17 protein-coding genes are annotated in these 26,304 nt (G+C 41.6%); 9 read left to right on the top strand and 8 right to left on the bottom strand.

What is annotated here, in order from left to right; genetic code table 11:
* Positions 1 to 109 precede the first annotated feature (109 nt).
* The 5 genes from FLL46_RS16770 to FLL46_RS16750 all read left to right on the top strand — a co-directional run bounded on the left by FLL46_RS16770 (position 110) and on the right by FLL46_RS16750 (position 5,366).
* Positions 110 to 433 carry a hypothetical protein gene (locus tag FLL46_RS16770; RefSeq protein ID WP_142932483.1) on the top strand — a complete coding sequence of 108 codons (324 nt, stop codon included), beginning with the start codon at positions 110 to 112 and terminating at the stop codon, positions 431 to 433.
* 37 nt (positions 434 to 470) lie between these two features.
* Complete coding sequence (locus FLL46_RS16765) at positions 471 to 809, top strand: hypothetical protein (RefSeq protein ID WP_142932482.1); 339 nt, start codon at positions 471 to 473, stop codon at positions 807 to 809.
* 183 nt (positions 810 to 992) lie between these two features.
* A complete protein-coding gene (locus tag FLL46_RS16760) occupies positions 993 to 1,595 on the top strand; it encodes a YceI family protein (RefSeq protein WP_168204203.1) in 603 nt (200 codons plus the stop codon).
* A gap of 320 nt (positions 1,596 to 1,915) precedes the next feature.
* A complete protein-coding gene (locus FLL46_RS16755) occupies positions 1,916 to 3,130 on the top strand; it encodes a DUF418 domain-containing protein (protein ID WP_142932480.1) in 1,215 nt (404 codons plus the stop codon).
* A gap of 619 nt (positions 3,131 to 3,749) precedes the next feature.
* A complete protein-coding gene (locus FLL46_RS16750) occupies positions 3,750 to 5,366 on the top strand; it encodes a response regulator (RefSeq protein WP_142932479.1) in 1,617 nt (538 codons plus the stop codon).
* Positions 5,367 to 5,488: 122 nt separating this feature from the next.
* Here FLL46_RS16750 and FLL46_RS16745 read toward each other — a convergent pair whose 3' ends face one another.
* From FLL46_RS16745 to FLL46_RS16735, 3 genes are all read right to left on the bottom strand, one after another.
* A complete protein-coding gene (locus FLL46_RS16745; protein WP_142932478.1) occupies positions 5,489 to 8,470 on the bottom strand; it encodes a glycosyl hydrolase family 18 protein in 2,982 nt (993 codons plus the stop codon).
* A 619-nt stretch (positions 8,471 to 9,089) separates the two neighbouring features.
* Positions 9,090 to 10,364, bottom strand: a complete 1,275-nt coding sequence (locus FLL46_RS16740; RefSeq protein WP_168204202.1) for a transporter substrate-binding domain-containing diguanylate cyclase — start codon at positions 10,362 to 10,364, stop codon at positions 9,090 to 9,092.
* Positions 10,365 to 10,844: 480 nt separating this feature from the next.
* On the bottom strand, positions 10,845 to 13,343 hold the full coding sequence (locus FLL46_RS16735; RefSeq protein ID WP_142932476.1) for an ExeM/NucH family extracellular endonuclease: 2,499 nt from the start codon (positions 13,341 to 13,343) through the stop codon (positions 10,845 to 10,847).
* Positions 13,344 to 13,720: 377 nt separating this feature from the next.
* Here FLL46_RS16735 and FLL46_RS16730 point away from each other — a divergent pair, with 377 nt between their 5' ends.
* The 3 genes from FLL46_RS16730 to FLL46_RS16720 are packed head-to-tail and all read left to right on the top strand — an operon-like array spanning position 13,721 to position 15,889.
* Complete coding sequence (locus tag FLL46_RS16730; protein ID WP_142932475.1) at positions 13,721 to 14,296, top strand: RNA polymerase sigma factor; 576 nt, start codon at positions 13,721 to 13,723, stop codon at positions 14,294 to 14,296.
* Positions 14,283 to 14,879, top strand: a complete 597-nt coding sequence (locus tag FLL46_RS16725) for a DUF3379 domain-containing protein (RefSeq protein ID WP_142932474.1) — start codon at positions 14,283 to 14,285, stop codon at positions 14,877 to 14,879. The genes FLL46_RS16730 and FLL46_RS16725 overlap by 14 nt, the downstream gene beginning before the upstream one ends.
* A gap of 17 nt (positions 14,880 to 14,896) precedes the next feature.
* A complete protein-coding gene (locus FLL46_RS16720) occupies positions 14,897 to 15,889 on the top strand; it encodes a PDZ domain-containing protein (RefSeq protein WP_168204201.1) in 993 nt (330 codons plus the stop codon).
* Positions 15,890 to 16,136: 247 nt separating this feature from the next.
* On the opposite strand, the gene FLL46_RS16715 is transcribed toward FLL46_RS16720, so the two are convergent.
* The 5 genes from FLL46_RS16715 to mltF form a co-directional block, all read right to left on the bottom strand.
* A complete protein-coding gene (locus tag FLL46_RS16715) occupies positions 16,137 to 16,742 on the bottom strand; it encodes a DNA-3-methyladenine glycosylase I (RefSeq protein ID WP_142932472.1) in 606 nt (201 codons plus the stop codon).
* A gap of 17 nt (positions 16,743 to 16,759) precedes the next feature.
* Entirely contained in the window at positions 16,760 to 17,050 is a 291-nt protein-coding gene (locus FLL46_RS16710) for a YciI family protein (RefSeq protein WP_142932471.1), read from the bottom strand.
* 23 nt (positions 17,051 to 17,073) lie between these two features.
* Positions 17,074 to 17,637: a TetR/AcrR family transcriptional regulator gene (locus FLL46_RS16705; protein ID WP_142932470.1), complete on the bottom strand. Its 564-nt coding sequence runs from the start codon at positions 17,635 to 17,637 to the stop codon at positions 17,074 to 17,076.
* 338 nt (positions 17,638 to 17,975) lie between these two features.
* Positions 17,976 to 20,000, bottom strand: a complete 2,025-nt coding sequence (locus tag FLL46_RS16700; RefSeq protein ID WP_142932469.1) for a methyl-accepting chemotaxis protein — start codon at positions 19,998 to 20,000, stop codon at positions 17,976 to 17,978.
* A 337-nt stretch (positions 20,001 to 20,337) separates the two neighbouring features.
* Positions 20,338 to 21,831: a membrane-bound lytic murein transglycosylase MltF gene (gene mltF, locus FLL46_RS16695; protein ID WP_142932468.1), complete on the bottom strand. Its 1,494-nt coding sequence runs from the start codon at positions 21,829 to 21,831 to the stop codon at positions 20,338 to 20,340.
* A 487-nt stretch (positions 21,832 to 22,318) separates the two neighbouring features.
* Here mltF and purL point away from each other — a divergent pair, with 487 nt between their 5' ends.
* A complete protein-coding gene (gene purL / locus FLL46_RS16690; protein WP_142932467.1) occupies positions 22,319 to 26,224 on the top strand; it encodes a phosphoribosylformylglycinamidine synthase in 3,906 nt (1,301 codons plus the stop codon).
* Positions 26,225 to 26,304: the final 80 nt, after the last annotated feature.

Raw genomic sequence — 26,304 nt, 5'->3', positions numbered from 1 at the left:
GACTTGTAGTCTATTCTATCGATCTACCAAGCTAAGTTTAATCTATGGGAAAAGTTAAAACGATTTTAACTCTTAAGTTTTTTAGATTGTTAAATGGAGAAAATAGTAAGTGAAAAAGTTAATTTGTTTTATGTTATTAATGTTCCCTTCGTTAGTATTCGCCGACCAGCTTTTAGAAGCCAAAACAGTGAAAAGGATATTTTCAGAAAGTCAATCGACCGCAGGTTTTTATACAGTAGAAGGTTTACCGCAATGTAAGTTCCAAATTATGTATATTCGATTATCTAACTCTGATGGGACGCCTAAAGAAAGTGGTCGGGCACAGCTGTCCATGGTGATGGCGGCTAAATCAGCAAAGTGGAAAATTGTGAGAATGGATTATACAGTCGACTCAGGCGGTTCGTGTAGATTGACTGGTTTACACACTGAATAATATGTATTAATTAAGTTATTTTTAATAAGGAGTTTAAATGAAAAAATTACTATGGTTGTTGTTTTTTACTTCATCAAATGTGTTCGCGACAAATGTGGATTCTGATGGCCCCAAAGATATTGTCAACTTGTTCTTCTATTCGAAAGAAGACACGACCTATTCTGGCTGGCAAGGAGTAGTTCAATTAGAGATGGCTTCTTTGACATGGTCTGCGAGTACAACCTGCAGTACTCGATATGTACTCATTCGCAGTACCGACGAGCATATGCTTTCGGTTGCATTAACTGCACGAACAGCAAATAAGCCGTTAAGAATTTACGTCGATGATACTAAAAGAATTGATAACTTCTGTTTCGCCAGAGCGCTTGGTTATTAAGAGAGTCCTTAAAAAACACGACTAAAGCTTGGTTCTAATGATTCAGCCCGATAGATTAGTAAGTCCATCTCATTAACTTACCGGGCTAATTCTCTTGTAATTTAATTAAATTCTGTTTTAATTCCATCTCCACGAAACATGTCGCTTAAACATGACACTATGAGATTTTAATGAGAGATGAAAATGAAAAAGCTAATTATTAAAGGATTACTACTGGTGCTGACATCAGTCAGTTTTCAAGTGTTTGCGAAGCAAGAATGGATATTAAATTCTGAGATGTCCAGTGTGTACTTTGTTTCGGTTAAAAAATCTGCGGTAGCGGAAACGCATACTTTCAAAAACATCAGTGGTGTTTTAACTGAGTCTGGGCAAGCTAAAGTGTCTATTGATTTGGCGAGTGTTGAGTCGATGATTCCAATTCGTAATGAGCGAATGAAGCAGCATCTTTTTGAGGTGGATAAATTTCCTAAAGCGACAATTTCAGCGATGGTCAATGCCGATAAAATTAAACGATTGAAACCCGGCACTTCTAAACAGCAACCGCTAAAGTTAAAATTATCGTTGCATGGAATCGAATCGGAGTTAGAAGGAGAGTTTTCAGTAACCAAGCTGGCTAATAACAAAATTCAGGTTTCGACCTTAAAACCGGTTATTGTTAATGCTGCAACTTTTTCCCTGGTTGATGGAATTAACAAGTTGAGAGAGTTAGCGAGCCTTCCTTCCATTTCAACTGCTGTCCCAGTTATGGTGACACTTGTTTACGATGGCAAATCGATAGCACCTTAACGGACCCTATTTTATAAACTCAATTTCAGTTAAATTAAATTCTGAGATGGCCTTCTTAACATTGATTGTGCTGGCGAATCACTAGCACAATCTGTTTTTCACTCTATTTCCCCTGTCGGCTTCAATTAGCAAATGCTTGCATTGTTGCTCGTTTTCTACTTTTTAGTGCAATCATAAGTACCTTAATAATCGCACTTCACCAAATCTTCACCAAAATCAATAGCAATAAAACTGAACGTAAGTTATTAATATTACTTGATATAACGAGATTTTATCTAATAAAAGATTGAACAAAACAATAAGCCTGAAGGAAGTAGAGTATGGGAAAAAGCCGACACATGAATCTGGATATGATCCGAGGGGTTGTTATCCTGGCAATACTTTTTATCAATATTAATTACCTTTCAACACCGAGTATTGCACGTTATAACCCGTTAGTGCTGGGTGATTTTAGCTTATTTGATCAGTGGGTCTGGTTTTTTGAGTACAGCTTGATTAAGCAACGGTTTATGCCGATATTGGCGGTCATGTTCGGAGTCGGGATTTGCTTATTTTCGCAAAGTTATTTTCGTCGCAACGAGAGTCCGGTCGCAGCCTATTTAAAACGGAGTGTTTCGTTGATTGTGATTGGGCTAGCACATGCTTATTTGATTTGGGATGGAGATATTCTGGTTGCCTATGCTATCTGTGGCTTATTCGCATTTTTTGCTCGAAATCTCGCTGTTAAGTGGTTGGTTAGTCTTGGCGTCGTTCTGATAATTACTCCAGTCGTCCCCGACGTTTACCGTGCCATTTCTGAACTTATTGCTGTCAGTTCAAATATTAATGACGTTACAACAACACCTGATTTTTGGGCCACTGACCTCAAGAAAGTTGATGAGATGGTACGAGCGTATGATGGTAGTTGGCTCAGTTTGACACCGGCTCGCGTTGAGACGGCTTTAAGCCGTCAAACTTCTGATTTGATTTACTTTACCTTATGGCGCTGTACTGGATTAATGTTAATTGGAATCGCATTGGCGCGTTCTGGTTTCTTTGAAGGCGAAGGAAATTACCAGGTGGGTCTGGCTATTGGCCTGGGGATTGGTTTACCGGCGAGTACATTGAGTAGTTATTTCTATATTCAGAGCGGTTTTGACTATCAGTTTTTCACGACAGTGCTGTCTCTGTGCTTTTACGTGGGGACGCTCAGTTTAGCCTATGCTTATCTCTGTTTGCTGGTTTTATGGGGATGTTCTGATCAGTTTCTGAAACTAAAGTCAGCTTTAGCCAAGGTTGGTCGTGTTGCCTTAACTTTATATATTGCTCAAAGTCTGATTTGCGCCTTTATATTTTATGGCTGGGGGTTGGGGCTGTATGGAAAGGTATGCCGAGGTGAACTCTTTTTTATAACATTGGTTATCCTGGCTATTCAGTTTATTTTTGCTCAAGTGTGGTTTAGACGCTTTAATTCAGGACCGTTAGAGTATCTTTGGAGACTATGCTATCGGGGCAAACCCGTGCTCAAACAAAACGAGGCGATAACTGATAGCTGAATCAATATAAAATGACAGAATAAAAATCTCTCGATTTTCTTGATCTCATTTTATATTGGTTTAGCTATAGCTCGTTTCAGACTAAACTGCCTGATCTTTATTTCCGGTTAGAAGTTTTTATTTGGTCTGATAGATTAATATTTTGTTTTTTGTACTGCAAATCGTTGTGTCGAGAGTATCCTTCTTACTGTAGAAATAGCCTTCTTCCGCAGGTTAGGGGCGTTTCAAAGTGACCTAATCTTGACATTGAGTAGCTCCGACCTTTCTGAATATTAAATTTTAACTACATTTTCTTATGCTAAATTTTAAGCCAAAAATAGTTGGCTCGCAGGCATATTTTCACAATTTCTACTACACTAAAATGAAATATCACGAATAATTTGAGTTCAAGATAAAAGTATTATTGGTCGTTGGTGATGAAGTTCATTTATCAAAGACTGTTGTGCAAAATGACTATTTTTATCATGAATTCAGGTTAATAGACAACCCATCAACCCATTGTCTTATAAGGAAAAACCGACCAGTAAAACTTTTATGATCGGACAGAATATTAAGGAATATAACCTTACTCAATGCTACACGTAAATGACCTGATTTGCCTGAAAGCGACGAATTACTTATGACTGAAAAATCCAATTTACAACTAAGCGATATTGGCGATCAAGAGATCTGGAAAGTGCTTGTTGTTGATGATGATATTGATGTTCATACCGTTACCAAGATGGTATTAAACAAATTTACATTTGAAGATCAGCCTATTGAGATACTCACGGCATATAGTGCGCGAGAAGCTGAAAAGATTCTCGAGGATAATAATAACATTGCTGTTGGTTTCATCGATGTTGTGATGGAGAGCGATGATGCGGGACTAAAATTAGTTGAATATATTCGGCATGTTTTAGGCAATATCGAAATGCAGATTATATTAAGAACAGGACAACCTGGAATGGTTCCTGAAGAGATGACAATTCGAGAATATGGTATCAATGATTATTTGAACAAAGCGGAACTATCGGTTGCCAGACTAACGACATCGTTAGTCACCGCGCTTCGGGCCTATCGCTATATTACGATTGCAAAGCATAACCAACAGGAAAAAAATATTGCAGAGGCAGCGACTAAAGCGAAATCGAAGTTCCTTGCGCATATGAGTCATGAAATTCGAACGCCGGTAAATGCTGTGGTTGGTCTAACGGATATGCTGTTGCGAACGGAGCTTAATAGTATTCAACGAGACTACGCTGATACAATTAAAAGTTCGGGGAAGCTGCTGGTTAACATTCTGAATGATATTCTGGACTTTTCTAAAATTGAAGCGGGTAAGTTGCCACTTGAAAATATCGTATTTGATCTTGCTGCAATCATTCGAGAAGTGAGTGTTTTATTTAAGCCTCAAGTTGCTGCTGCGAAGTTACAACTGAATATCAGTATGGAAAATAATGTTCCACAATTCATCGTGGGAGATCCCACCCGATTACAACAAATTCTGATTAACTTGATAAGTAATGCAATTAAATTTACCAAATGGGGAAGTATTAATGTCAGGCTTTTGAATAAGGGAATCGAAGGTTCGCGCATTGCCATCGAGGGGGTCGTTGAAGATACCGGAATTGGTATTTCAGAGGAAAATTTACCTAAGTTATTTAAGTCTTATTCGCAAGCCGAAGCTTCTACCAGTCGCAAATATGGCGGAACTGGACTAGGCCTGGAAATCGTAAAAAATTTATGCGAACTAATGGAAGGAACAATTACGGTGACGAGTGAACTCGGGGTCGGTACAACTTTTCGATTTAATATTCACTTTGGAATTTGTGATGATATGTCGGATCAGGAGAAATTGAAAAGTGGCAATGTTGCAATAACAAGCAGGCAGTTGAGCATTCTGCTTGTAGAAGATAACCCGATTAATCGAATTGTTACATTAGATATTCTTGAGCGTTTAGGGCATGAAGTGGGTATCGCAGAAAATGGGCTCGAGGCGATTGGGGAGTTCAGACAAAAGTCTTATGATTTAGTTTTTATGGATTGTGAAATGCCAATACTTGATGGTTACGAGGCAACCAGGATTATTCGCTCGCTTGATAGTGGTAAAGACGTTCCTATTATTGCATTAACAGCGAATATGTTAGATTCTGACCACGAGGAATGCGTTAAATGTGGCATGAGCGATTTCGTTTCGAAACCTTTAGAAGCGCCGGGGATCGATAAAATTTTAACGAAGTGGATTAAAAACTAATCTGTTGACTATTGTTGTTGAATCAATTTTTTCGGATTACTTATTGTCATTTTTCAAATTAATAAAGCCCATTGAACAAATTATTTTTAAGTTTCGTTCAACGGGCTTTGGTTAAAGTAAAATTATTGACAAGATGAAACTTTTATCCATGCGTCAGACCAGGCCCAACCAACTCCTGGCTCATAAGCTGTGGCGCTTTGATTACACCATCCTTCATAAGGGAATGGTTTACACTCATAAAGATCGCCATTGTTTTGCACCTGGCTTCCTCCCGCGTAACTACCATGACCGACTGGATAATCGTCAATACCATCACATTGACCACCAGTAGAATCGCTAACTGTCACTGTTTTAGTCACCGGCGTTGAAGCATCGCCGTCGTCATCAGTGACGGTTAAAGTCACTGTATAGGTACCTGCGGCATAGGTATGAGTTGGATTCGTATCAGTTGAATTACTACCGTCGCCAAAATTCCACTGGCGGCTGACAACTTGTCCATCAGAATCACTACTCATGTCAGTGAAACTCACGGTCAAACCATCAATTGCAGTATCAAAATCAGCCGTCGGCGGAATATTGGTATTAGGATCTTGAACACTGATATTGACAACCGCCGCACCACTATTGTTGTCATTGTCTGTTGCTATCGCTTTAAGTGCGTAGTTTCCAACCGCAGCATTGCTGATAGTCGTTGTGTAAGGTTCGCTCGTTGAAGTCGCGATAAGCGAGTCGTTCGAGTAAAAGTCAACTTTGATAACAGAGCCATTTTCGTCTGCCGCATTTACACTAAACTCGATTGCTGTACCAAGATTAAAAACAGCACCATCGGCTGGTGAAGTGATGTTGACAACTGGCGCGGGATCAGGAATCGTTGGATCACAATCTTTCACGAAATCCCAAACGTTACTAACATCTGGTTGGTCGCCTCTAGTCCACCATTTAGCTCGATAGATTTTCCCGTCATAAAGCACTTCTGCACCACCGTTATAAACCGCGCTTGCATCCCATGGCGTACCAGTACACTGGATTATGCTAAAGGTTTTTGACACTGTTTTACTGTAGCCGACATTGTTTGTCGCAGTGACAGATAGTTGATGTTCTCCATAGCGAGTTGGATTCCATTGCGCTGAATATAAATTGTTGCCCGATGAACTACCGTTTATTGTTGTGTTACCGATAGCGAATTCAACTGAAGTAATATTGCCATTATCGTAAACCGCCGACGCTTCAAGTGTGACGCTGGCTAATTGATCTTGAACGATTTGATCGTCAGGTTTAGTGATGGAAACTTCTGGTCGCAGGTGATCTTCGTTAACGGCGATACGGACCTTCGGAGATTCTTTATTATTGTTATTATTGTCGTAAGCTGTTGCAGTTAAGTCGTAAGTACCCTCGGCCACATTATTCCAGGTGAAAGAGAAGGGCGCTGAACTGCTGCTACCAATTTGATTACCATTGGCATAATAATCAACTTTGGTGATGCTTCCATCTGCATCACTTGCCGCTACTTCTATCACAATATTGCTGCCGGGTGCGAAGTGATCGTTTGATGACGGTGAAGTTATTCTCACATTTGGACAACCTTGGCAGCCGGTTGCAAATACCTCATTAAGTTTGTTCGCTAGCGTTGGATTTAGACGATTACATTTTGGCAATTTGCCATGCATAGTGTAACCATCCAGACACTGTTGATCACCGGATACCGCCCAAACAATCACACCTCCAAAATCATAATCATTAACATATTGTGCTTTAAGTCCGATCGATTCTTCGTTGTCATAACTTAAAAAGTATTTATCTTTTGTCATGTAAGGGACTTTTGCTTCATCATCCCAGTGTACTGACCAACCGTCACTTTGTTTTTGTTTTACGAAGAAATAGTTAGGAGTTGCATCGTAAACATCTTTAGGCCAGTTGACGAAGTCACCGGCGCTTGATACAGGGCCATCTGGCTGAATGACAATGTCCACTTTGTGAGTTGGCGCATTCAAGTCTGCGGTTCCTTCTGTGACAACACCGCGACCGTAAAAAGGAACGCCCATATTTATTTTGCGGCTTGGTATGCCTTTATTTAGCATCCATTGTGCAGTGTGGTTCCAGTTAAATTCTGAGATTTCCGCGCCAGAGTATGGGTATAAAGGCGAGTTGTGACCTGCAATATTTGACCATCCACCATTAAAGTCGTAGGTCATCATGTTGTACAGATCCATGTACTTGTCTAGTTCAACCCAGTCGAAGCCTTCAAGTTTAGCGGTTGCAGCAGAAAAAGCTGCGGTGATCAGTTTATCAGGGCCAATCTCTGCTCTGATTTCTTTTACTAGTGTTAAGAAGTTACCATAGTCTGCTTCAGTACCAGTAAAATTCATGCCGCTGAACGGACCTGGATATTCCCAATCAAGATCAATACCGTCAAAGCCAATTTTCATCAGCTGCGCGACACCTTCAATAAACTTAGCACGCTTTGCCGGATCGGCCGCCATTTCTGGAAAGTGACGACACATACTCCAGCCACCAATTGACGCCATTACTTTCACGCCTTTGCTTTGTGCGAGTTCGATAAGACCTGGTTGACCACCTGGTTTTTTTACCGGAATTGGCATTGCGCCTGAAAGTCCTGTTACCGTATTTTTCCAGCCGTTTCCTTCTAATACAAAGCCTTGGGCTTCTGCATCATCGTTCATGTTGTAGGTTGGTGCGAGCTCTCCATAGAGCAAGTAATAGTCCCAACTACTGTATACGTCTCCGTTGAGTAACTCTGCTGGTTGTTGAACCGTACCTTCTTTGTATATCTCTTTGTTGCGGAAATCGCCAGAGTGAAGAGAGCCGTCAACAGCAACACCAAAGAAAGAAAAATTTAATATTGTATATTTACTCATATCCACGTTCAGGTGGTTTGCTGCACCTTTAACGGCAAAACCTGCTTTTGTGTCCTTCCAGGGTGCCCATTGAGTAATGTAGCCGACAACTTGTTTGTTATGATCAGCAGTTGTTGCTGCCTGTAAATTGAAACTAGAAAATATTGAAATGATGAAAGTACTGAACACCGCGAGACAAAAACTTCGAAACTGTGAAGTTCGTCTCTGCGGCCATGAGTGATTAAACATAATTCCTCCTCCTCGCTATTAGTAAAATACCCAGGTATCCCAACCCGCTAAAAGGCTAAAACCCAATTGACTACTGACAACGACAACTTAACGATGATGGACTCTGGGAGTGTTTGTTATTATTGGCGACCATACGGCATGAATTAATTATTGGCAGCGCTGTCATTACGATAATGATAGCGTTGTCATTTTGCAAGTGAATTAGTCATGTTTAAAGCAAATAGATATCATTTTTGTCATTAAAATGAAATAAAATCTAAATTAGAGATTTTTGTTGCGTCACTAAAATTACTAACAATTATGAAAATAATTTAATATAGGGTGTCATTATTTTTAAAAACATTAGTAAATTACAAATGTATAGAGAAATACATTTTTGTTGACGAATGTGAGCGAAATAATTGCTTTGTTTATCTGAGTAACTTGAAATGTAAAAAATGTGAAAGGGAGTCAGTTGACGAAATAGCTTTTTTGATAGAAATATTTGATGAAGTATTTGTGACTTGAAAGTCATCATTAAGTTCTGACTTGAATAATGTGCATATGTTCACAAAAAGTCGTATTTGTATATTTTTATTTACACTTGAAAAAGTGATGAGTGTTCTTGTTAATGCCCGCTTCAATCATTTGTTTTTTGAAAAACAACTCTGTCTCTACCTAGTCGCTTTGCTTCGTACAGGGCGTTGTCTGCGCGGGTAATAATTTGTTGCTGAGTGTCACCCGGTTGCCAGGTTGTTAATCCAAAACTGGCAGTGACCTGTTTAACTTGATCAAAGCGGGTAGATTTCAAGCTATTTCTAAGTTTTTCAGCAACCGTTGTCGCTTCATTAGAATCTGCTTCAGGGCAAATGACTAAAAACTCTTCGCCACCCCAGCGCCCTAACAGGTCATTGTGTCGCAGGTTGTTCCTTAACTCCTGGGCTGCTCTGAAAAGTACTAAGTCACCAATAATATGTCCATAGTTATCATTGATGCGTTTAAAATGATCCAGGTCGATCATGATTATCGAGAGTGGTCGGCGGTAGCGTTCCGCTCGATTTAACTCTGTAATTAAGACTTGATCCATTTTTAATCGATTAAAAATTTTAGTCAACGGATCGGTAATCGAAAGTGCCTCCAGCTCCATTGATTTAATCGCAAGTTCTGAATGAGCTTTTGCTAATTTTTCATTCAACGCAGACAGTCGTCGGTTCCACCAGAAAAATATAACTAAGACCAGAGTCGCCGCGCCGGAAATTTGCCAAAGTAATTGGTAGTCAAACCCTGTTTCAAATTTTAGCGTCGCCCCCTGGCTAAGAAAGTTATTAATGGCTCTGGGATCAATAGTTTGGATAGACTTTTGTAAAATGCTATGCAGAATAGCGTCTTCTTTTCTGGTAGAGAGAGAGACAATATCATCAAATGCGGACGGTAGACTACCGGCTATTTTCAGGCTTTTAATTGATCGGTTATTAAATAAATGGCTAACCGAATAGAGGTTCGCAATACTCGCAAAAGCATTGCCATCAATGACCATGTCGAGTGAGTCAGAAGTGTGAGCTGTGTGTACTAATTTTATACCCGGATATTTTTCTCTCAATTGCTCTATGACGGCGTTGTTAAACTCCACCACGAACACTTTGTCAATATGATGGATAATATCTGGTATAAAAGGTTGTGCATGTCTGGTGACAACCACCCTTACGATTCTTGCGTAAGGCGTAGTAAAATTCATAGTCTGCTTGCGTGGTTCTGTTTCGGTGGCCCAAGGTAATACATCACACTTTTTGTTAGCCAGATTTTTTAATCCTTCAGGCCACGAAAGCGGTGTGCTTGGTTTGAAGTTTAAGCCTGTTTGCCGAGTAATAAGTCTGACAATATCCAAACTTGAATCGGGACCGGCTGATAGTGACACACTGCAAACCGTCAGAGGTTTCGAGTGAGCTATGAAAGCTTTTTCTTCACTAGTAAGAAGGGAATCGACAGTATGCTTTGTAGACTCACCGTCTGGCGCTTTGCTATCGGTGAAGTTTGGGAATTGGGCTGGCTGGGCAAAAATACTGAGCGAAATAAGGGCCTGACAGAGTATCAGCAACCTGGTTAAAGTTATAAAACAATTGGATAAGCTAGCGCGATTTGGCGGCATAAACGTCTGAACAGTCATACATCTTTATTATTAATCATGGAGGTAAGATTGAATTTCGTCAAGTCGAGACGTTTTTCGCTGATTGATGCTGATTAATATTGGTTAATAAAGAAACCTGACTTTTTGTGTTTTTGGCTTTGGTAGCGGGGTCTTATCGAAGTTATTTTTATGAATATTGCCAGTAAAAGAGGGGATAGCTAAACGCGTTGATTAGCCGGGCTATTTTCAACGCGTTTGCTAATTTGATGATTAATGAAGCCTGCGGTGTCCCCTGGCTTTGAAAATTGCTCTGATTACAATTCTAACGTCCTTGAAGTTAATTCGATGATCCTGGTTCAGATCATAACGCCGATTTTTACCGGTTGCAGCTTGGCGCATGTGACGAATGACGGCAAAGATATCACGAAAGTTAAGTCTGCCATCATTATTGATATCTGTCTTCGGCTTTAGATTCAGACCAATCACAATAGGGTCGTGATCTGAAGCACGAAAAGGTTCTTCACTATAAAGTGATAGTTGTTGTTCTGATGTCTTGTACTCCAAGTTGTAATCAAGTGCGCGGGGCTCATCGGTATTAATATGCCATTCGGTCGTATCGATAATTTGCGAAGCAAGTTGGCTGTTTGATAATGCATGATCTAACGTGCCGGCTTGCCCATAGAAAACATAAGAATAATTGAGTTCTCCGCTATATTTTTTCAGTAGATTTTCATAGCCCATTGCTTCAAGTGTTGTAACCGGATCTTCCATTGCATAGGCGTTGAGGTCTCCAATGATTAAAATATCTTTATCTTTCAGGCCGGTTGGATTGGTATCAAGCCAGCTAGCCAATTCTTGCGATGCTTCTGTTCGAATTGAGTTCCAGCAGCCTTGTCCATCGCCTTGCGCAGCGTTGATATCGGTGGTATCTGATGGGCAACTACCTTTTGATTTAAAGTGATTCACAACAACAGTGAATTCGCCATTACTTTCAATTTCACGAAAGCTTTGCACTAACGGTTGTCTATTTTTATCTGAGAAAGCACCGGTTGACAAAGTTGCTGCAGTACCAGCTGTATCTATTTTGTCCTGGTTATAGATAATACCGACCGCAATTTGATCAGAACCAGGTAACTCATCGCCAGGTTGTACAAAGGTGTAGTTTTTACCTGTTGCATTGTTTAGTCCATTCACTAAATCTGCAATCGCGCTGTTGCCGTCGTATCCATCATTTTCAATTTCCATCAGGCCTATAATATCGGCATCCATTGCTGCTATTGCATTAATTATCTTATTTCTCTGACGTTCAAATTCCGCAGGAGTATCAGCACCACGAGCTGTTGGAAATTCTCCGCCAAGTCCGTCACCATTGAAGTAGTTGAGAACATTGAAGCTAGCGATATACAAAGGCGAATCTTCTATTTCAGGTCGATAAGTTCTCATGTTGTTTGAGTGGAAATCTGGCTCGGCCGTTGGCTGAACGCGATAGCTACCGAAAGCCTGATGCATGACGCCATGGAGCAAAGACAGAGTATCACCACCTCTGACAGTGTTGTAGGCGGAAAGCCCTGGCTGCGGAAAACCAATTTCGGCGGGATTTTGGCGTGTACTACCGTCATCCAGAATAATCCGATTCAGGTCATTTTTTGCCTGCATTGAGTTGGCTTCATCACCGGGAGAAACAATGTTGGTCGGGTTAAACAGGCGCCCGTTGGATAACACTAATTCGCCGTAGCGTGCCAGGTTATAGTTTTCTGATACCGTTAAAGTTTGCTCAATGATGATGCTCATACCTTCAAACTGTTCAGCTTGTTCAGCAGAAGTAAAAGGTAAGTGGACAATCGCAGGAGTGACATCTTGATTGTTTGCACAAATAGCGAGTTGGCTGACACTGCTGATTTGTGTGGTACCGCCATATTCGCTGGCGTAGCCTGCGACTCTCACTTTATCGCCGAGTTTAACATCAGTGCCAAATCCATTATCGTAAACAAATATACCTTCAGAAGTTTGTGCATTGTTATCTTGATCGCTATCTTCCTCTTGTAAAAAGAACCCGCGAAGCTGATCGCTTTGTTGAAAGTCACCGACAACGATCGCTTCAACTTCTATCGCTTGACCTTGCATCGGAGTGCTTGTGCCAGTTCCCTGAATATTGTGAATAAACTCCGCAGGCTCATTGCAGGAAAATTCTACGGGGGGCTCTACAGAATCAATTTTTCCAAGGTCATCGAAGCTGTCTTTGGCATAACCAGACCACTCGTCAGCTGGAAAAAAAGCGTTGTTGGGATCGGTGTCTCCGTTCTCAATATTCAGATTTCTACGTAATGTATTATCTTTGGTACTTTGCAAATCCTGGCCCCACTCACTACCGGGATCGAAACCTATCTGACCGATACTATCAACGATAGTATTATTTTTTAAAAGCACGATGGCATCGTCACCGTTAAACCAGCCAGAACCTTGCGTTTGATTTGCTACGTTTAAGATTTCGTCGTTTGCACGAGCATGGGCAATCACGTGAACCTGACCCGGCTGAACATTTCCTTCAAGGTTAATGGTTAATCCTGCACTAGAATTCCCATTGAAGTACATCTTCAACTGGTATTCTGATAAGTCGATATTACTTTCACTAGTGTTAGCGATTTCGAGCGCTTTATTGTTACTCGAACCCTCGATATACTCTGAAATAAACAGCCCCGACGGCGCTGCGTTAACTAATGATGTCCCCATTATAGATAATAATGTCGTTGCTAAAATTTTTTGTTTCATAGACCTCTCCAAGCTGACTTGATGAGCGCCCATTGCGCTCACGATAACGCGGGAACTTTGACTAATTTTTGTTACATCTCGGTGACCAATTATTTAAAAGACGCTGACATAAAAATGAAATTTTTGTGACATAGCGCTCAATGAGGTACTGGTGGATTTACAAATAACAATATTGCGAGGGTGAATGCGCTTGGGGGCCGTCAAACAAATGAACCGTTTGCGTTGTGAGATATGAGGTTGAATGCTAATTTTAATGTAACGGTTTTTATTTTTAGTTTGTCTTAAATAGTAAGTGTTTTGATTCCGTGATAGTTTTCCTGAGTCAATAGTAACTGAATGTTCTTAACAAAAAGCATTGCGAAATGGTGATCAAATAGATGACGACGAAAATTGGGTTTCAACAAGAGTTGCCAGAAGAAGTCGTCGAGCAAGCGAAACGAGGAGATATGAAAGCCTTTGAGCAAATATATCGTACCTATGCTAATGCCTGTTATTCAGTGGCGCTAAGAATTTGCGATCAAACCACAATGGCGCAAGATGTGATGCAAGAAAGTTTTGTCAAAGTTATGCGTCGAATTGAAAGTTTTCGAGGTGATGGAAGATTCGCCTCCTGGCTCAAACAGATCGTTATTCACGAAACCATTAACCGAATAAGAAGTAACAACCGAATTCATCTGGTGGGTGAAGACGAATTACTGAAAAGTGAGTCGAAGGATTTGTTTAATCAAAGCTGGTTAGATGTCTGTAGAGATCTTGACAGCTTTTTGTCTCGTTTATCAACTACTGCAAGGGCTGTTTTATTGTTGCACGAAGTTGAAGGCTACAGCCACAGAGAAATTGCAAACTTATTTGGTAAGTCTGAAAGTTTTTCCAAAATTACTTTATTTCGAGCTTATGCTGCGTTGAAGCAACTGGCGGAGAAACAACAGGAGCGTCAGAATGCACTTAAGTGATGAACAACTAATAGAACTTGATAGCAATGCTCGATCACACATAGCGGATTGCCATCAATGTCAGCAGAAAATAGCGAACCTCGAAAACTTACGGCAGAGATTGAGGGCATTGCCGGAGGTGCCTGCACCGGAGAATGGTTGGCTTCGCGTCAGTCAGGCTTATCAATTTCAAGTGGAGCAACAGCAAGCCAGAAAACAGGTTTCTTTTTGGCGATTCAGTAGCTTTGCATTGGTGGCATCGCTGAGTTTGGTGTTGTTTTTTCTCTGGCCGTCAGAAAAGGCCGGTCAGTTAGACCAGAGCATGTCTGAGAATCAACTAGCGCATTCACAGAAACTAAAAAGTTTGATCGAGCAGAATGATCTGCTGCAACAACAACTCAATCGTCAATTGATGCTGAATCATCTAGATGAAGCAAATTTCAAACGTTTACAGGTTGAGCTCAGCGTTGTTGATAAAGCGTTACAACAAGCCTACATCCAGCGGCTTGGAAGCGACGAAAAGGTTCAATTGTGGCAGCAACGCCAACGATTGATTGAACAATTACTTGAGTCCGCAAAGCGTCCGGAAATAGTTAAAATTTAATGATGGAGAATAGACTGATGAAACTGATGAGTATTATTTTATTATGGTTTGTTTGGGTTTCAGGAAGTTTGGTACTCGCCGCGCCTGATGAGCGCAGAACTTCGCCGGAAGTTTTATTGGAGAAAGCTTCTGAATTTACCCCGGAATCCCAGCTATTGCTTAATCAACTGGAAGGGCAGATAAAAGGAACCGTGTTGGCGATTACCGAAAATGAACGTAAAGCAGGTAGAAATATCGATGACTTTTACTTTGCCATTGAGCTACCGGCACAACAACAAGCTAGTCTGGGAATGGTTCTGGATGTAGAAAATGTGGAGCAAGGTTATTCCGTACTTTCTGTCGCGCCCGGAAGCCTGGCGGAAAAAATCAATATTAATCGCGGTGACAAAATTGTTGCCATCAACGACATTGAAGTTGAGGCAACTTCCAGTAATGCTGCGTTAGAACAGTTACAACAACTCACACCTGGACAAGAATTAAGATTAGCTTTTAATCGTAATGGCAATATTAAACAGGCTGTCGTAGAAATGGCTGGCGATTATATACCTGGTATTAAATTAGAAATTGGATCGCAACCTGTTTTTAAGACGGCTTTGTTGAGTGAAGCCGGTGATGACAGTGAGAACAATAGTCAGAATGCAGATGATAAAAGTATGCTTGATGAAAATGCTTGTGGAGAAGTTTCTGTATTCTTTCGACCACCTGAGACGAAAGATATTTATCCTGCCTTTATCAATACCATTGACGACCGAGGTGTGATTAGGACGCGTCATAGCTTCAGGCTTTCGCCGGGCAAACATATCATAAAACTTCACGAATTGATTACCGATCCTTTTTTGAGACGCACCCGCGGAATGCAAAAAGCGAAACCAATTGAGATCGATGTAAAGCCAAACATGACCTATTACCTTGGCGCAAAGTTTATTCGTGCGAAGCGAAGTAGGGTGTTTAAAGAATTATATTGGGAGCCTGTCATTTGGCGAACGTCTGAAAGAGAATGTGAGCTGTAGTTCAATATGAAATAAATAACTCGCAACTAAAATAGTTAAGCTTATATTTTTCTATGAGTTTGCGATCCGATAAATATGTAAGAATACTAAGTTGAATTAGTTGTAATAGTTCAGGTGTAGTAGCTCTGATGTAGTAGTTCAGACTTGGCTTGAGTAATGATATTAATGACTCCAATTAAGTTTGAACTACTACACGTAAAGCTGTTGACTATCCGGTCAAATAAACTAAATTCAGCTATGTCAGCTTTTAAACAGGTTTTTTAAATTGATTGCGAGCTTTGGCTGCTTTAGCGCGAAAGCTACAATCTTCAGAATGATCATTTACCAAACCCATTGCTTGCATAAACGCATACGCTGTTGTTGGGCCAACAAATTTCCACCCTCGTTTTTTAAGCTCTTTAGACATGGCGATAGATTCATCACTGGTTGAAATGGACTGAGGCTTATTTGTTATACTTTCTGGTTCATAACGCCAGAAAAATGCTGCGAGTGAGCCTTCTTTCTCTACCATTTTCTTCGCTTGCTTTGCATTATTTATCGTGGCTTCAATTTTTCCCCGGTGACGAATAATGCCTTCGTTCTGAAGCAATTTCTCTATATCTTTATCGGTAAACTTGGCGACTTTGTTAAAATCGAACTGTTTAAATGCCTTTCGGAAGTTCTCTCGTTTAGTCAAAATTGTGCGCCAACTTAGGCCAGACTGAAATCCTTCCAGGCAGATTTTCTCAAACAATCGTTGATCATTGCTAACAGGGTATCCCCATTCATTATCATGATAAGCAATATAATCATCGCTAACTGCGCACCATTGGCAGCGAAGCTTACCATCAGCGCCTTTTTTCGTTTTTTCCATTTTTTTTATTCCTTTATTTATGCAGCCATCAAAAATTGAAGATTTTCTATGGTCATAGATGGGGTCACTTCAAAAACTTCTGCCTTAACAATGTTTTCAGTCACAAAAGGATCTTCACTAATGCGGGATTCCAGAGCTTCTTTTTCAATATTATTCGCAATGATGCAGCCCCCCTGATCAGGTTGAAGGCTACCCACAATCAGGAATAGACCTTCCTTTATACCTTGTTGTATCCAAGCTTTATGTCCTTGAATAAAGTCAGGAGCTTTTGCTTTATTAGCAGAAAATCTTAAAAATACGATAAACAAGTTGATTACCTCATCTTTTCTGGTTAACTATAAGTCGTAAGCCATTCATTTAATGTTTCGACTTCTCTGTAAAGAACCGTCTCATCCTGAAATGCACTGGCAATAGTTGCTATACCTTGACTACGAGCCAATAAATGTAAAGCTAATTCTTTTGCATTTTCCTTTTGTCCCAAATCTAAAAAACGCTTTTCTAGCCAATCAGCAAAAAGAGAAAAAACTTTATTAGCGTCAATAAGTGACGGATGATCCAGCTTGGCTAATTCAGTTGTTAATGTACCTACCGGACAACCATAGAGTTTTATCTTTGCGCGATTCATAATCAGAATATTGATAAAACACCTTATTTGTTCAAGGGATGTCTGTTCGTCTTCCTGCCAATCGTTCAGCATTTTTTCAGTATTCGCTAAACGTCTTTGAATAACAGCATCAAGTATGTCGTCTTTGCTTTTAAAGTGATGGTAGAAGTTACCGCGTGATATACCGACCTCATTTGATATATCTGCAAATGATGTATGTTGATAGCCTTGCTGGTAAAACAACTGATCAGCAATTTCAACAATGATATCTTTAGTCGCTAATTTTGACATATAGATTTCGATGTATAGATTTTGACATATAGGTTTTGATATATAGCACTCTAGGACGGCCGTCCTAAAATTGTAGGGCAGTCGTCCTAAATAGTCAATTGGATGTCGAAAATACTTTTCGAGTTAGAAAGCCATTTGGAATTGGTGTCTGTACAATCTAGTTGTCGCCAACGGTAAGTTGAATATCGCAATTAATTTGAGTTTTTCGTTTTATTTATTCAGAGTTCAGGTTATTTGCCAGAAAATTAGTGCTGCAGTTTAAAATACCAGTCAATGACCGTTATTTACTGGCCTGGTCATCGACTGTGAGGATAATATAAATTGAGAGATTATGAGCATTAAACTCTAAATTGAGCAACCAGTGCTTTTAAGTTGGCGGCAACGTCATTTAAAAATTGGCTGTTTTCAGCTGAATCTTGCGCTGCTTGTCCGGTCAATTCTGAAATTTCTTTAACGCTCATGATGCTGCGATTGATTTCATCGGCAACGCTGGTTTGCTGAGTGGCTGCTGAGGCGATTTGCTCGCCCATTAAGCTGATATGTCCAACAGATTCTGAGATCTGTTTCAACGCATCGCCGGCTTTTTGAGCGTCGCCAACGGTTTGCTGGCTTTTATCGTTACCACTATTCATCGCTTTGACAGACAGAGAAGCTGAAGTTTGTAATTTATCAATCATGTGTCTAATTTCTTCTGTGGACTCCTGAGTTTTGCTAGCCAGAGTTCTTACTTCATCGGCGACAACGGCAAAACCGCGGCCACTTTCACCTGCTCTGGCGGCTTCAATGGCGGCATTCAGCGCGAGTAAATTGGTTTGATCGGCGATACCCTGAATGACGTCAAGCACCGAACCAATTCCATCAACGCTAGCCTGGAGTTCGTGAATGGAAGAAGACGCGTTACTTAATTCATTGGCCAGCTCACTGATCGAATCTATCGTGCTTTGTACAATTCGATAGCCAGCTTTCGAATCGGTATCAGCACTGGCGGTTGACGATGCTGTCTGCTCGGCATTGTTAGCGACTTCTTGTACGGTGGCCGACATTTGATTCATTGCAGTGGCTACTTGTTCTACTTCAATATTTTGTTGTGAAATACGTTCGCTGGTCTTCACCGATGACTGGTTGTTTTGCTCTGCTGTGTCGACCAGATCATTCGTTGCCGATAGTACTTTGCAAACTAGTGACTTAGTATTTTCGATCATCTTATTGATGTCATCGCCAATCGTTTTCATTTCGTCATTTGATTGAATTTCAACTTTAACCGTCAGGTCACCATCAGCGACAGCATTGACACATTCTTTTACTCGATTAATTGAATTAAGAATATTTTTAGAAAAACAGGCGAATAAGTAAATAGCGCCGATAAGCAAAGCGATCGACGATAGAATATTAATTAGCACCTCCATTTCTGTTTCGCCTTTCCTTTGATTAAGCGACTTTTTTAGCTGTTGATAGGTCGCGTCATAAAGTGAAAGTGTTTTCTCTACGACCTGGGTTCCCTGGGAAAAATACTCATTGGAAGAGATTTCAATTTTATCGGGGTCCAATAGTCTACTTTTGGTGGTTTTCAAGAAACTTTCGACTGCCTGATTGAAAGTGTCATAAGTCCCTTGAAGCGAGGAGAGTTCGTTACTGGTACCAAAAGCGCCATCAAAACTTCGCTTAATGGCGTTTTGTGCGATCATTAGTTGCTTGTAGTAGTTGGACAGGGCGATAAAAGTGTCTGCTGAAAAACTGCCCTTTGCTGCGATACCTGCTCCCATGCCGCGAGTTTGTCCCGTTATTTCCACAATCAGCGGTAATTCGCTTACGAAACTATTGATCAAAAAAGACGTGTGAGCTTCTGAATCGATCATCAGCGTGCTTTGTTCGCGAATAGATTTTATGGTAGCGTGAAGATCGGCGACCAGATTTGAATGGCGATCAAAAGAGGCATCTGCTTCGAGATTTAGCGCATCAGACTTCAGCTCTTTCCATGATGTACTAGTCGTTGACACTTCACCTTTTAATTCAGCTGAAAGCTTCTCGAAAACAGGGTGATTTGTGATGCTTGAAAACTGACTATCGATTAGCGCTTGCACACCCGAAATTTCGCTTCTGGCCGACTCATTACCGTTCAAGTAGGCGTTGGTTAAGCCCCTTGATTTGGCCGTGTTCACAAACAGTGGTTTAAATGCGTTGACGAGTTCCAAATGCTCTAATTCTTCCTGAGTCGCGGCAATGGCTGCCTGGTGTTTACTAATTGCATAGTAGGCAACATACCCGACAGGAAACAGGTAAAGAATAAAAATGAGTAGGAACTTACGAGTAATTGAGAGTCTACCAATGATTTCCAGGCCTGGTTTTAGAAGCAGCTGCAGCATGTGTGTTCCCGTAATTTTTAGATGATTTATCTGGTCTAAATAATCAAATGATTGTTCTCAGTTTGATATATGAATTTGTTCAGATTTGTGCGTAAAAAATACTTACTTAGAAAGCAGTATAGTCAAGCCTCGAAAAATTGCATAATCTATTGATTTTGCTTGATATCTGTACAAAAACTCAGAGACTAGGCAGAGGCGGAAATTGTTACATAAAATGATGGCTGATAAGATGATTTAAAGAAATGCGATCAAAAAACGATGACCAATTCAGACATTGCCAGTTCAGACGAGATGTAATGTCGAAACGAATTAGAAATTAGTGCAAGAGATAAATGTTTTAGGGATTAACGGTGACTTCTTCGGCGTCTGATTGCTTCGAAGCAACGCGGGTTTCCTGATTTTTCTCTTCCGGTGTTGGTTCAGGGGCCTGTTGTTCTTCATCTAGCCAAACTAGAACATCATAATAGCGACGTATGTTAGTCACGTATTTCACTGGTTCGCCGCCGCGAGCATAACCATGTTTGGTTTTTTTATACCATTTTTTCTTCTGCAGTAACGGTAGTCGTTCCTTTACTTCCGACCATTTATCTGCGTTGCCACCTTGCATTTGAGTAATGATGCGAGCGTCTTCAACATGCCCCCAGCCGACATTATAACCGGCAAGCGCAAACCATGTTCGATCAGGTTCTTCAATTCGATCTGGAACCCTGCGCTTTACCTTGCGAAAATATTTTGCGCCGCCGTTGATACTTTGTTTGACGTCGAGCCGGTTGGTAACGCCAAGCTGACGAGCGGTATTTAAAGTGAGCATCATCATGCCTCTAACGCCTGTTGGAGATTTGGCTTTGGGTTTCCAGTGTGACTCCTGGTAGCTTACCGCCGCCAACAATCGCCAATCGATATCTTCGCCTGCAGCATTCACAAAATAATTTTTATATTGATCGAGCTTTTTCTGTGCCGCGCGGTGAAATTGTCTAGCACCCACGTAATCAAATTTTTCTACATGGCTGTAATACTTTTCCTGAATGTGAGAAATTTTTCCGTTTGCATTTTGTTGACCGAAAAATTCGATAGCTTTGGAAAATAGAGAGTAGTCGTCGGTTTGCGAAAAAGCCCAGGCTAAACTTTGTGGTTTACCAATTGTGAATGCGACTGCGAGTTCAGGATGAAAGCGTCGATTCAAGGCTAGTTCGGTGGAGTCAACAATGGTGTAATCAATCGTTTCGTCTAACACCATCATTAGTAATTCTTCAGCAGTTTGTTCCGTGGTTTCTGACCAATGAAGCTGAGGATATTTTGGCTTCAGTTTAAGTAATTCCTGTGAGTAGGAAGAGTGGGCAACCACTCTCAGCTCGCCCTCTAACTGAGAGATATTTCTCGGCCATTTTTTCCCCTGTTTAAAAACCAGCTTCGAGGTAATTCGTTGGTAAGTTGGGGCGAATCTGAGATTTTGTTCCCGTTGTGGCGTTACCGTGAGACCTGCCGCGGCGAAATCAACTTCGCCTGAGTTAACCATATCGGAAATTTCTTTCAGATTATCGTTGACGATAAAATTGGGTTTTACGCCAAGAGACTCGGCAAACTGGGTTACCAGTTCATATTCAACACCGGCAAAACCATCGGCATTTTCATAATAAGTTGTCGGGCTATTGCGAGTGACAACATTGAGGGTACCCCGTTGCTTGATTTGTTCCAATTTGGATGGGGTATGTTGTTTGGAGCAGGCGTTGGTTAGAAGAATTAAAGTTGTGACGAAATAAGCCCGAAAGTCCTGACGAGCGAACACCTTAAAATTAATGCATTTTTGAGTGAAAGATAATAATTTCTGCATAATTTTGAGTCTGTACCTGACGTTCTAGCAAGTACGATAATTTCTCCCGAGTCCTGTTACTTGCTGGCCTCCGCGGACCTGCCCAGGCTCAACGTTTCCGGTTAAGCCTCTTCAAGTGATTGATTTTAATCCGTTTTATCTGAATTATCGTTGTTAACAGCCAAATACGCAAGCTAGATTAGACAGGCGGTTTGTAACGGGATGTAGATTTTTTACCCTGAATTGCTCTCAAAACGAGATTTCGCGAGGGCTGACGGGCGAGAGGAGGTGATTGAGTAGGGATTAATAAAAATTTTGAATATGATGATTATCTCAATTGATTGAATGGTTATCGGTCGGTTATTCGTCGATTGGTCTATTTTTGAAGACTTCGAGCTCATTAGAACGAAATTTCTAGTAAACAATCGGTGAAATTGGGTACATAATTGATTCAAATTAGCGTATTATTGCGCCTTGATTTACAACCCACATTTTGAGTCAAATCAGTATGCTTATTCTCCGTGGTGCACCCGCTTTATCGCAGTTCAGAACACAGAAATTACTCAACGAAGGAAAAAAACTAGTCGCAAATCTTGGACAAATCTATGCTGAATATGTCCATTTTGCTGACTTACAATCTGAGTTATCCGAGGCTAAACTCGACACACTGAAAAAATTATTAACCTACGGTTCGCGCAAACTGGTTAAGGAAACCAAGGGCGCATTCGTATTGGTGACACCGCGTCAGGGAACAATTTCACCCTGGTCGTCTAAAGCGACTGACATCGCACATAACTGCGGTTTAAGTGAGATCATTCGCCTGGAGAGGGGAGTCAGCTGGTACTGCCAGGATAATGAAGGTCGAGATCTAGACGATAGTGCTCTTCAACAATTGCTCCCTTTGTTACATGACCGCATGATGGAAAGCGTGTTTGATAAACTTCAGGCGGCTGAAGTGCTATTTCAACATGAATCTCCCAAACCACTCACCCAGGTTGATGTGCTCACAGGCGGTCGAGAAGCCCTGGTTGATGCCAACCAATCACTCGGTCTGGCATTGGCCGACGATGAAATTGATTACCTGGTGGAGCGCTTTGTAGAATTACAGCGTAACCCGACAGATGTTGAACTGATGATGTTTGCTCAGGCGAATTCTGAGCATTGCCGGCACAAAATATTTAATGCCAGCTGGACGATTGACGGTGAAGATAAAGACACTTCACTGTTTGCCATGATCAGAAATACACACAAAGTCTCGCCAGATGGCGTGTTGTCAGCATACAGTGACAATGCTGCAGTTATTGAAGGCCACGAGCAACCGCGTCTGTGGTCTGAAGCCGATTCAGGTGAATATCGTTATCATCTGGAACCTATCCATATTTTAATGAAAGTTGAAACACACAATCATCCAACCGCAATTTCTCCGTTTCCCGGCGCTTCGACCGGCTCTGGTGGCGAAATTCGAGATGAAGGCGCGACTGGCCGTGGTGGTAAGCCAAAAGCTGGTTTAAATGGGTTTAGTGTTTCTAACCTGGAAATCCCCGGATTCGCCCAACCATGGGAAAAGCATTACGGAAAACCGAGCCGTATTGTATCTGCGCTAGATATTATGATTGAAGGACCACTCGGCGGCGCGGCATTCAATAATGAATTTGGGCGGCCGAACCTTTGCGGTTATTTCCGTACCTATCAGCAAAATATCGAGTTTGATTTTGGTGAACAAGTGCGCGGTTACCACAAGCCAATAATGATTGCTGGCGGTATGGGGAATATTCGCGAGCAGCATATTCAGAAAGCGGAAATCAAGCCTGGATACCATGTGATTGTCCTCGGTGGACCGGCAATGTTAATTGGTCTTGGCGGCGGTGCTGCTTCGTCAATGGCTTCTGGCACCAGTGACGAGAATTTAGATTTTGCTTCTGTGCAACGGGATAACCCGGAAATGGAGCGTCGTTGTCAGGAAGTTATTGATCGTTGCTGGTCGATGGGCGAGAACAATCCAATCGAATTTATTCATGATATTGGTGCCGGTGGATTGTCAAATGCTGTTCCTGAGTTAGTCCATGATGGTGGGCGAGGCGGCTCGTTCGAGTTACGTCGTGTACCAAATGATGAGCCGGGAATGAGCCCGGTTGAAGTCTGGTGCAATGAGTCTCAAGAAAGATATGTGATGGCGGTTGCGCCTGAAAAGTTAACCGAGTTCAGTGAAATTTGCGAAAGAGAGCGTTGCCCGTTTGCAGTATTGGGCGAGGCGACTGAGGCAGAACATTTAACCCTAAGCGATGAACATTTCGATAATAAGCCGGTAGATCTACCGATGGATGTCTTATTTGGTAAGCCGCCGAAGATGCACCGCACTGTTGAGTCTGCCCAGGTTGTGAAAAGCAAAGTTCAGATTGAAGCGACATTAGATGAAGCACTTAATCGAGTTTTGAGTTTGCCTACTGTTGCCGATAAAACTTTCTTGATTACAATTGGCGATCGAACCGTGGGTGGATTATCCCACCGAGATCAGATGGTTGGTCCATGGCAAGTTCCTGTTGCCGATTGTGCGGTTACTACGTCAAGTTTGTCTGCAAATTGTGGTGAAGCAATGGCTATGGGTGAGAGAACCCCCGCAGCTAATTTAAACTATGGCGCTTCTGCGAGAATGGCTGTTGCAGAATCTATCACCAATATTGCCGCGGCAAAAATTGAAGATATTAGTAAAATTCGTTTATCTGCGAACTGGATGGCGGCGTGTGGCGCTAGTGGTGAAGACGCAGGTTTATTTGAGGCGGTTGAAGCGGTCGGCATGGATTTATGCCCTAAATTGGGGATAGCCATTCCGGTTGGTAAAGACTCCATGTCAATGCGCACTGTGTGGCAGGAAGAAAATGACGGCGTAGTACAAGAAAAGAATGTGACTGCGCCGTTATCGTTGATAGTCACAGCGTTTGCCCCTGTTACTGATGTGCGTAAATCACTCACACCTCAACTCAATCAAGATGGCGACAGCCGGTTGATCTTAATTGATCTTGGCCATGGTAAAAACCGTCTCGGTGCAACAGCTTTGTCGCAAGTTTTCAATCAACTTGGCGATGAGTGTGCGGATGTTGAGTCTGCGGAAAGTTTCAAACATTTCTTCCAGGCAATTCAGCACTTAAATTCAGAAGGCCAATTGCAGGCTTATCATGATCGTTCTGATGGCGGTTTAATTACAACACTTGTTGAAATGGCATTTGCGGGCCACTGCGGTGTTGATGTTGATCTAGGTACTCTTTCCAGTGAAGCATTTAACGTGTTGTTTAACGAAGAATTAGGATGTGTTATTCAGGTTGCGGAAAAGCATTGCAAGAAAGTGATGCAAACACTGACGCAATTTGAATTAGGCGATGTTTCTCACGTGATCGGAACTGTCACTAAGGAAATGGTCGTTAAAGTTTCTCACTCAGGCGCTGAGTGGCTTAACCGTGAGTTAACCGAACTACGTTCAATCTGGTCAGAAACCACTTACCAGATGCAAGCACTAAGAGATAATCCAAAGTGTGCGCTGGAAGAAAAAAATCTGCGTTTGGATAGCGGCAACCCTGGCATTGTACCGCACCTGACTTTTGATCCGGCAGAAGATGTCGCCGCCGAATTTTTAGACGTCGAACACAAACCGAAAGTTGCTATTTTGCGTGAGCAGGGTGTCAACAGTCATTTGGAAATGGCAGCGGCGTTTATTAAAGCGGGCTTTAATGCTATTGATGTTCACATGAGCGATTTACATGCGAAAAGAGTGAGTCTCGATGATTTTGTTGGATTGGTTGCTTGCGGTGGTTTTTCTTATGGTGATGTTTTAGGTGCGGGCGAAGGTTGGGCGAAATCAATTTTGTTTAACAGCCAGTTAAAGTCGCAGTTTAAAGCTTTCTTTGAAAGAAAAGATACATTTACGCTAGGGATATGCAATGGCTGTCAAATGTTATCAAATCTGCGGTCGATTATTCCGGGGACCGATCACTGGCCACACTTTGTCAGAAACATTTCTGAGCAATTTGAAGCGCGTTTTTCGATGGTTGAAGTGGCTAAGAGCCCGTCAATATTTCTTCAGGGAATGGAAGGTTCGCGAATTCCAATTGCTGTATCCCACGGTGAAGGAAGGGCTGAGTACGAAAGTGACGAAGCGGCTCATGCGGCAAACAATTCTGGTATGGTGGCGGCGCGCTTTATCGATAACTATGGGCAGGTTGCCACTCAATACCCAAGTAATCCGAATGGCTCTTTGCACGGAATTACTGCACTAACCACAACTGATGGTCGGGTGACAGTAATGATGCCGCACCCAGAACGTGTGGCTCGAACGGTGCAAAACTCATACGCACCAACTGAGTGGGGTGAAGACGGACCCTGGACTCGAATGTTTAGAAATGTGAGAGTATGGGTCGGTTAATCTACCGCTAAAAAAACGGGCTTATGGTCCGTTTTTTTGTTGCGTCAATTTCGCAAATTCGCCTTTAAAGCAAATGGAAA

The organism is Aliikangiella coralliicola (assembly GCF_007004725.1).
GTDB classification, from domain to species: domain Bacteria; phylum Pseudomonadota; class Gammaproteobacteria; order Enterobacterales; family Kangiellaceae; genus Aliikangiella; species Aliikangiella coralliicola.
The sequence above is the reverse complement of the archived record's forward strand: the minus strand, read 5'-3'. Positions and strand labels throughout refer to the sequence as shown.

Excerpts from the sequence above, each read along its gene's own strand:
- FLL46_RS16715 (WP_142932472.1), bottom strand. The coding sequence starts at position 16,742 with ATGGAAAAAACGAAAAAAGGCGCTGATGGTAAGCTTCGCTGCCAATGG.
- FLL46_RS16745 (WP_142932478.1), bottom strand. The coding sequence starts at position 8,470 with ATGTTTAATCACTCATGGCCGCAGAGACGAACTTCACAGTTTCGAAGT.
- purL (WP_142932467.1), top strand. The coding sequence starts at position 22,319 with ATGCTTATTCTCCGTGGTGCACCCGCTTTATCGCAGTTCAGAACACAG.
- FLL46_RS16735 (WP_142932476.1), bottom strand. The coding sequence starts at position 13,343 with ATGAAACAAAAAATTTTAGCAACGACATTATTATCTATAATGGGGACA.
- FLL46_RS16700 (WP_142932469.1), bottom strand. The coding sequence starts at position 20,000 with ATGCTGCAGCTGCTTCTAAAACCAGGCCTGGAAATCATTGGTAGACTC.
- FLL46_RS16755 (WP_142932480.1), top strand. The coding sequence starts at position 1,916 with ATGGGAAAAAGCCGACACATGAATCTGGATATGATCCGAGGGGTTGTT.
- FLL46_RS16720 (WP_168204201.1), top strand. The coding sequence starts at position 14,897 with ATGAAACTGATGAGTATTATTTTATTATGGTTTGTTTGGGTTTCAGGA.
- FLL46_RS16730 (WP_142932475.1), top strand. The coding sequence starts at position 13,721 with ATGACGACGAAAATTGGGTTTCAACAAGAGTTGCCAGAAGAAGTCGTC.
- FLL46_RS16705 (WP_142932470.1), bottom strand. The coding sequence starts at position 17,637 with ATGTCAAAATTAGCGACTAAAGATATCATTGTTGAAATTGCTGATCAG.
- FLL46_RS16725 (WP_142932474.1), top strand. The coding sequence starts at position 14,283 with ATGCACTTAAGTGATGAACAACTAATAGAACTTGATAGCAATGCTCGA.
- FLL46_RS16760 (WP_168204203.1), top strand. The coding sequence starts at position 993 with ATGAAAAAGCTAATTATTAAAGGATTACTACTGGTGCTGACATCAGTC.
- FLL46_RS16765 (WP_142932482.1), top strand. The coding sequence starts at position 471 with ATGAAAAAATTACTATGGTTGTTGTTTTTTACTTCATCAAATGTGTTC.
- mltF (WP_142932468.1), bottom strand. The coding sequence starts at position 21,831 with ATGCAGAAATTATTATCTTTCACTCAAAAATGCATTAATTTTAAGGTG.
- FLL46_RS16750 (WP_142932479.1), top strand. The coding sequence starts at position 3,750 with ATGACTGAAAAATCCAATTTACAACTAAGCGATATTGGCGATCAAGAG.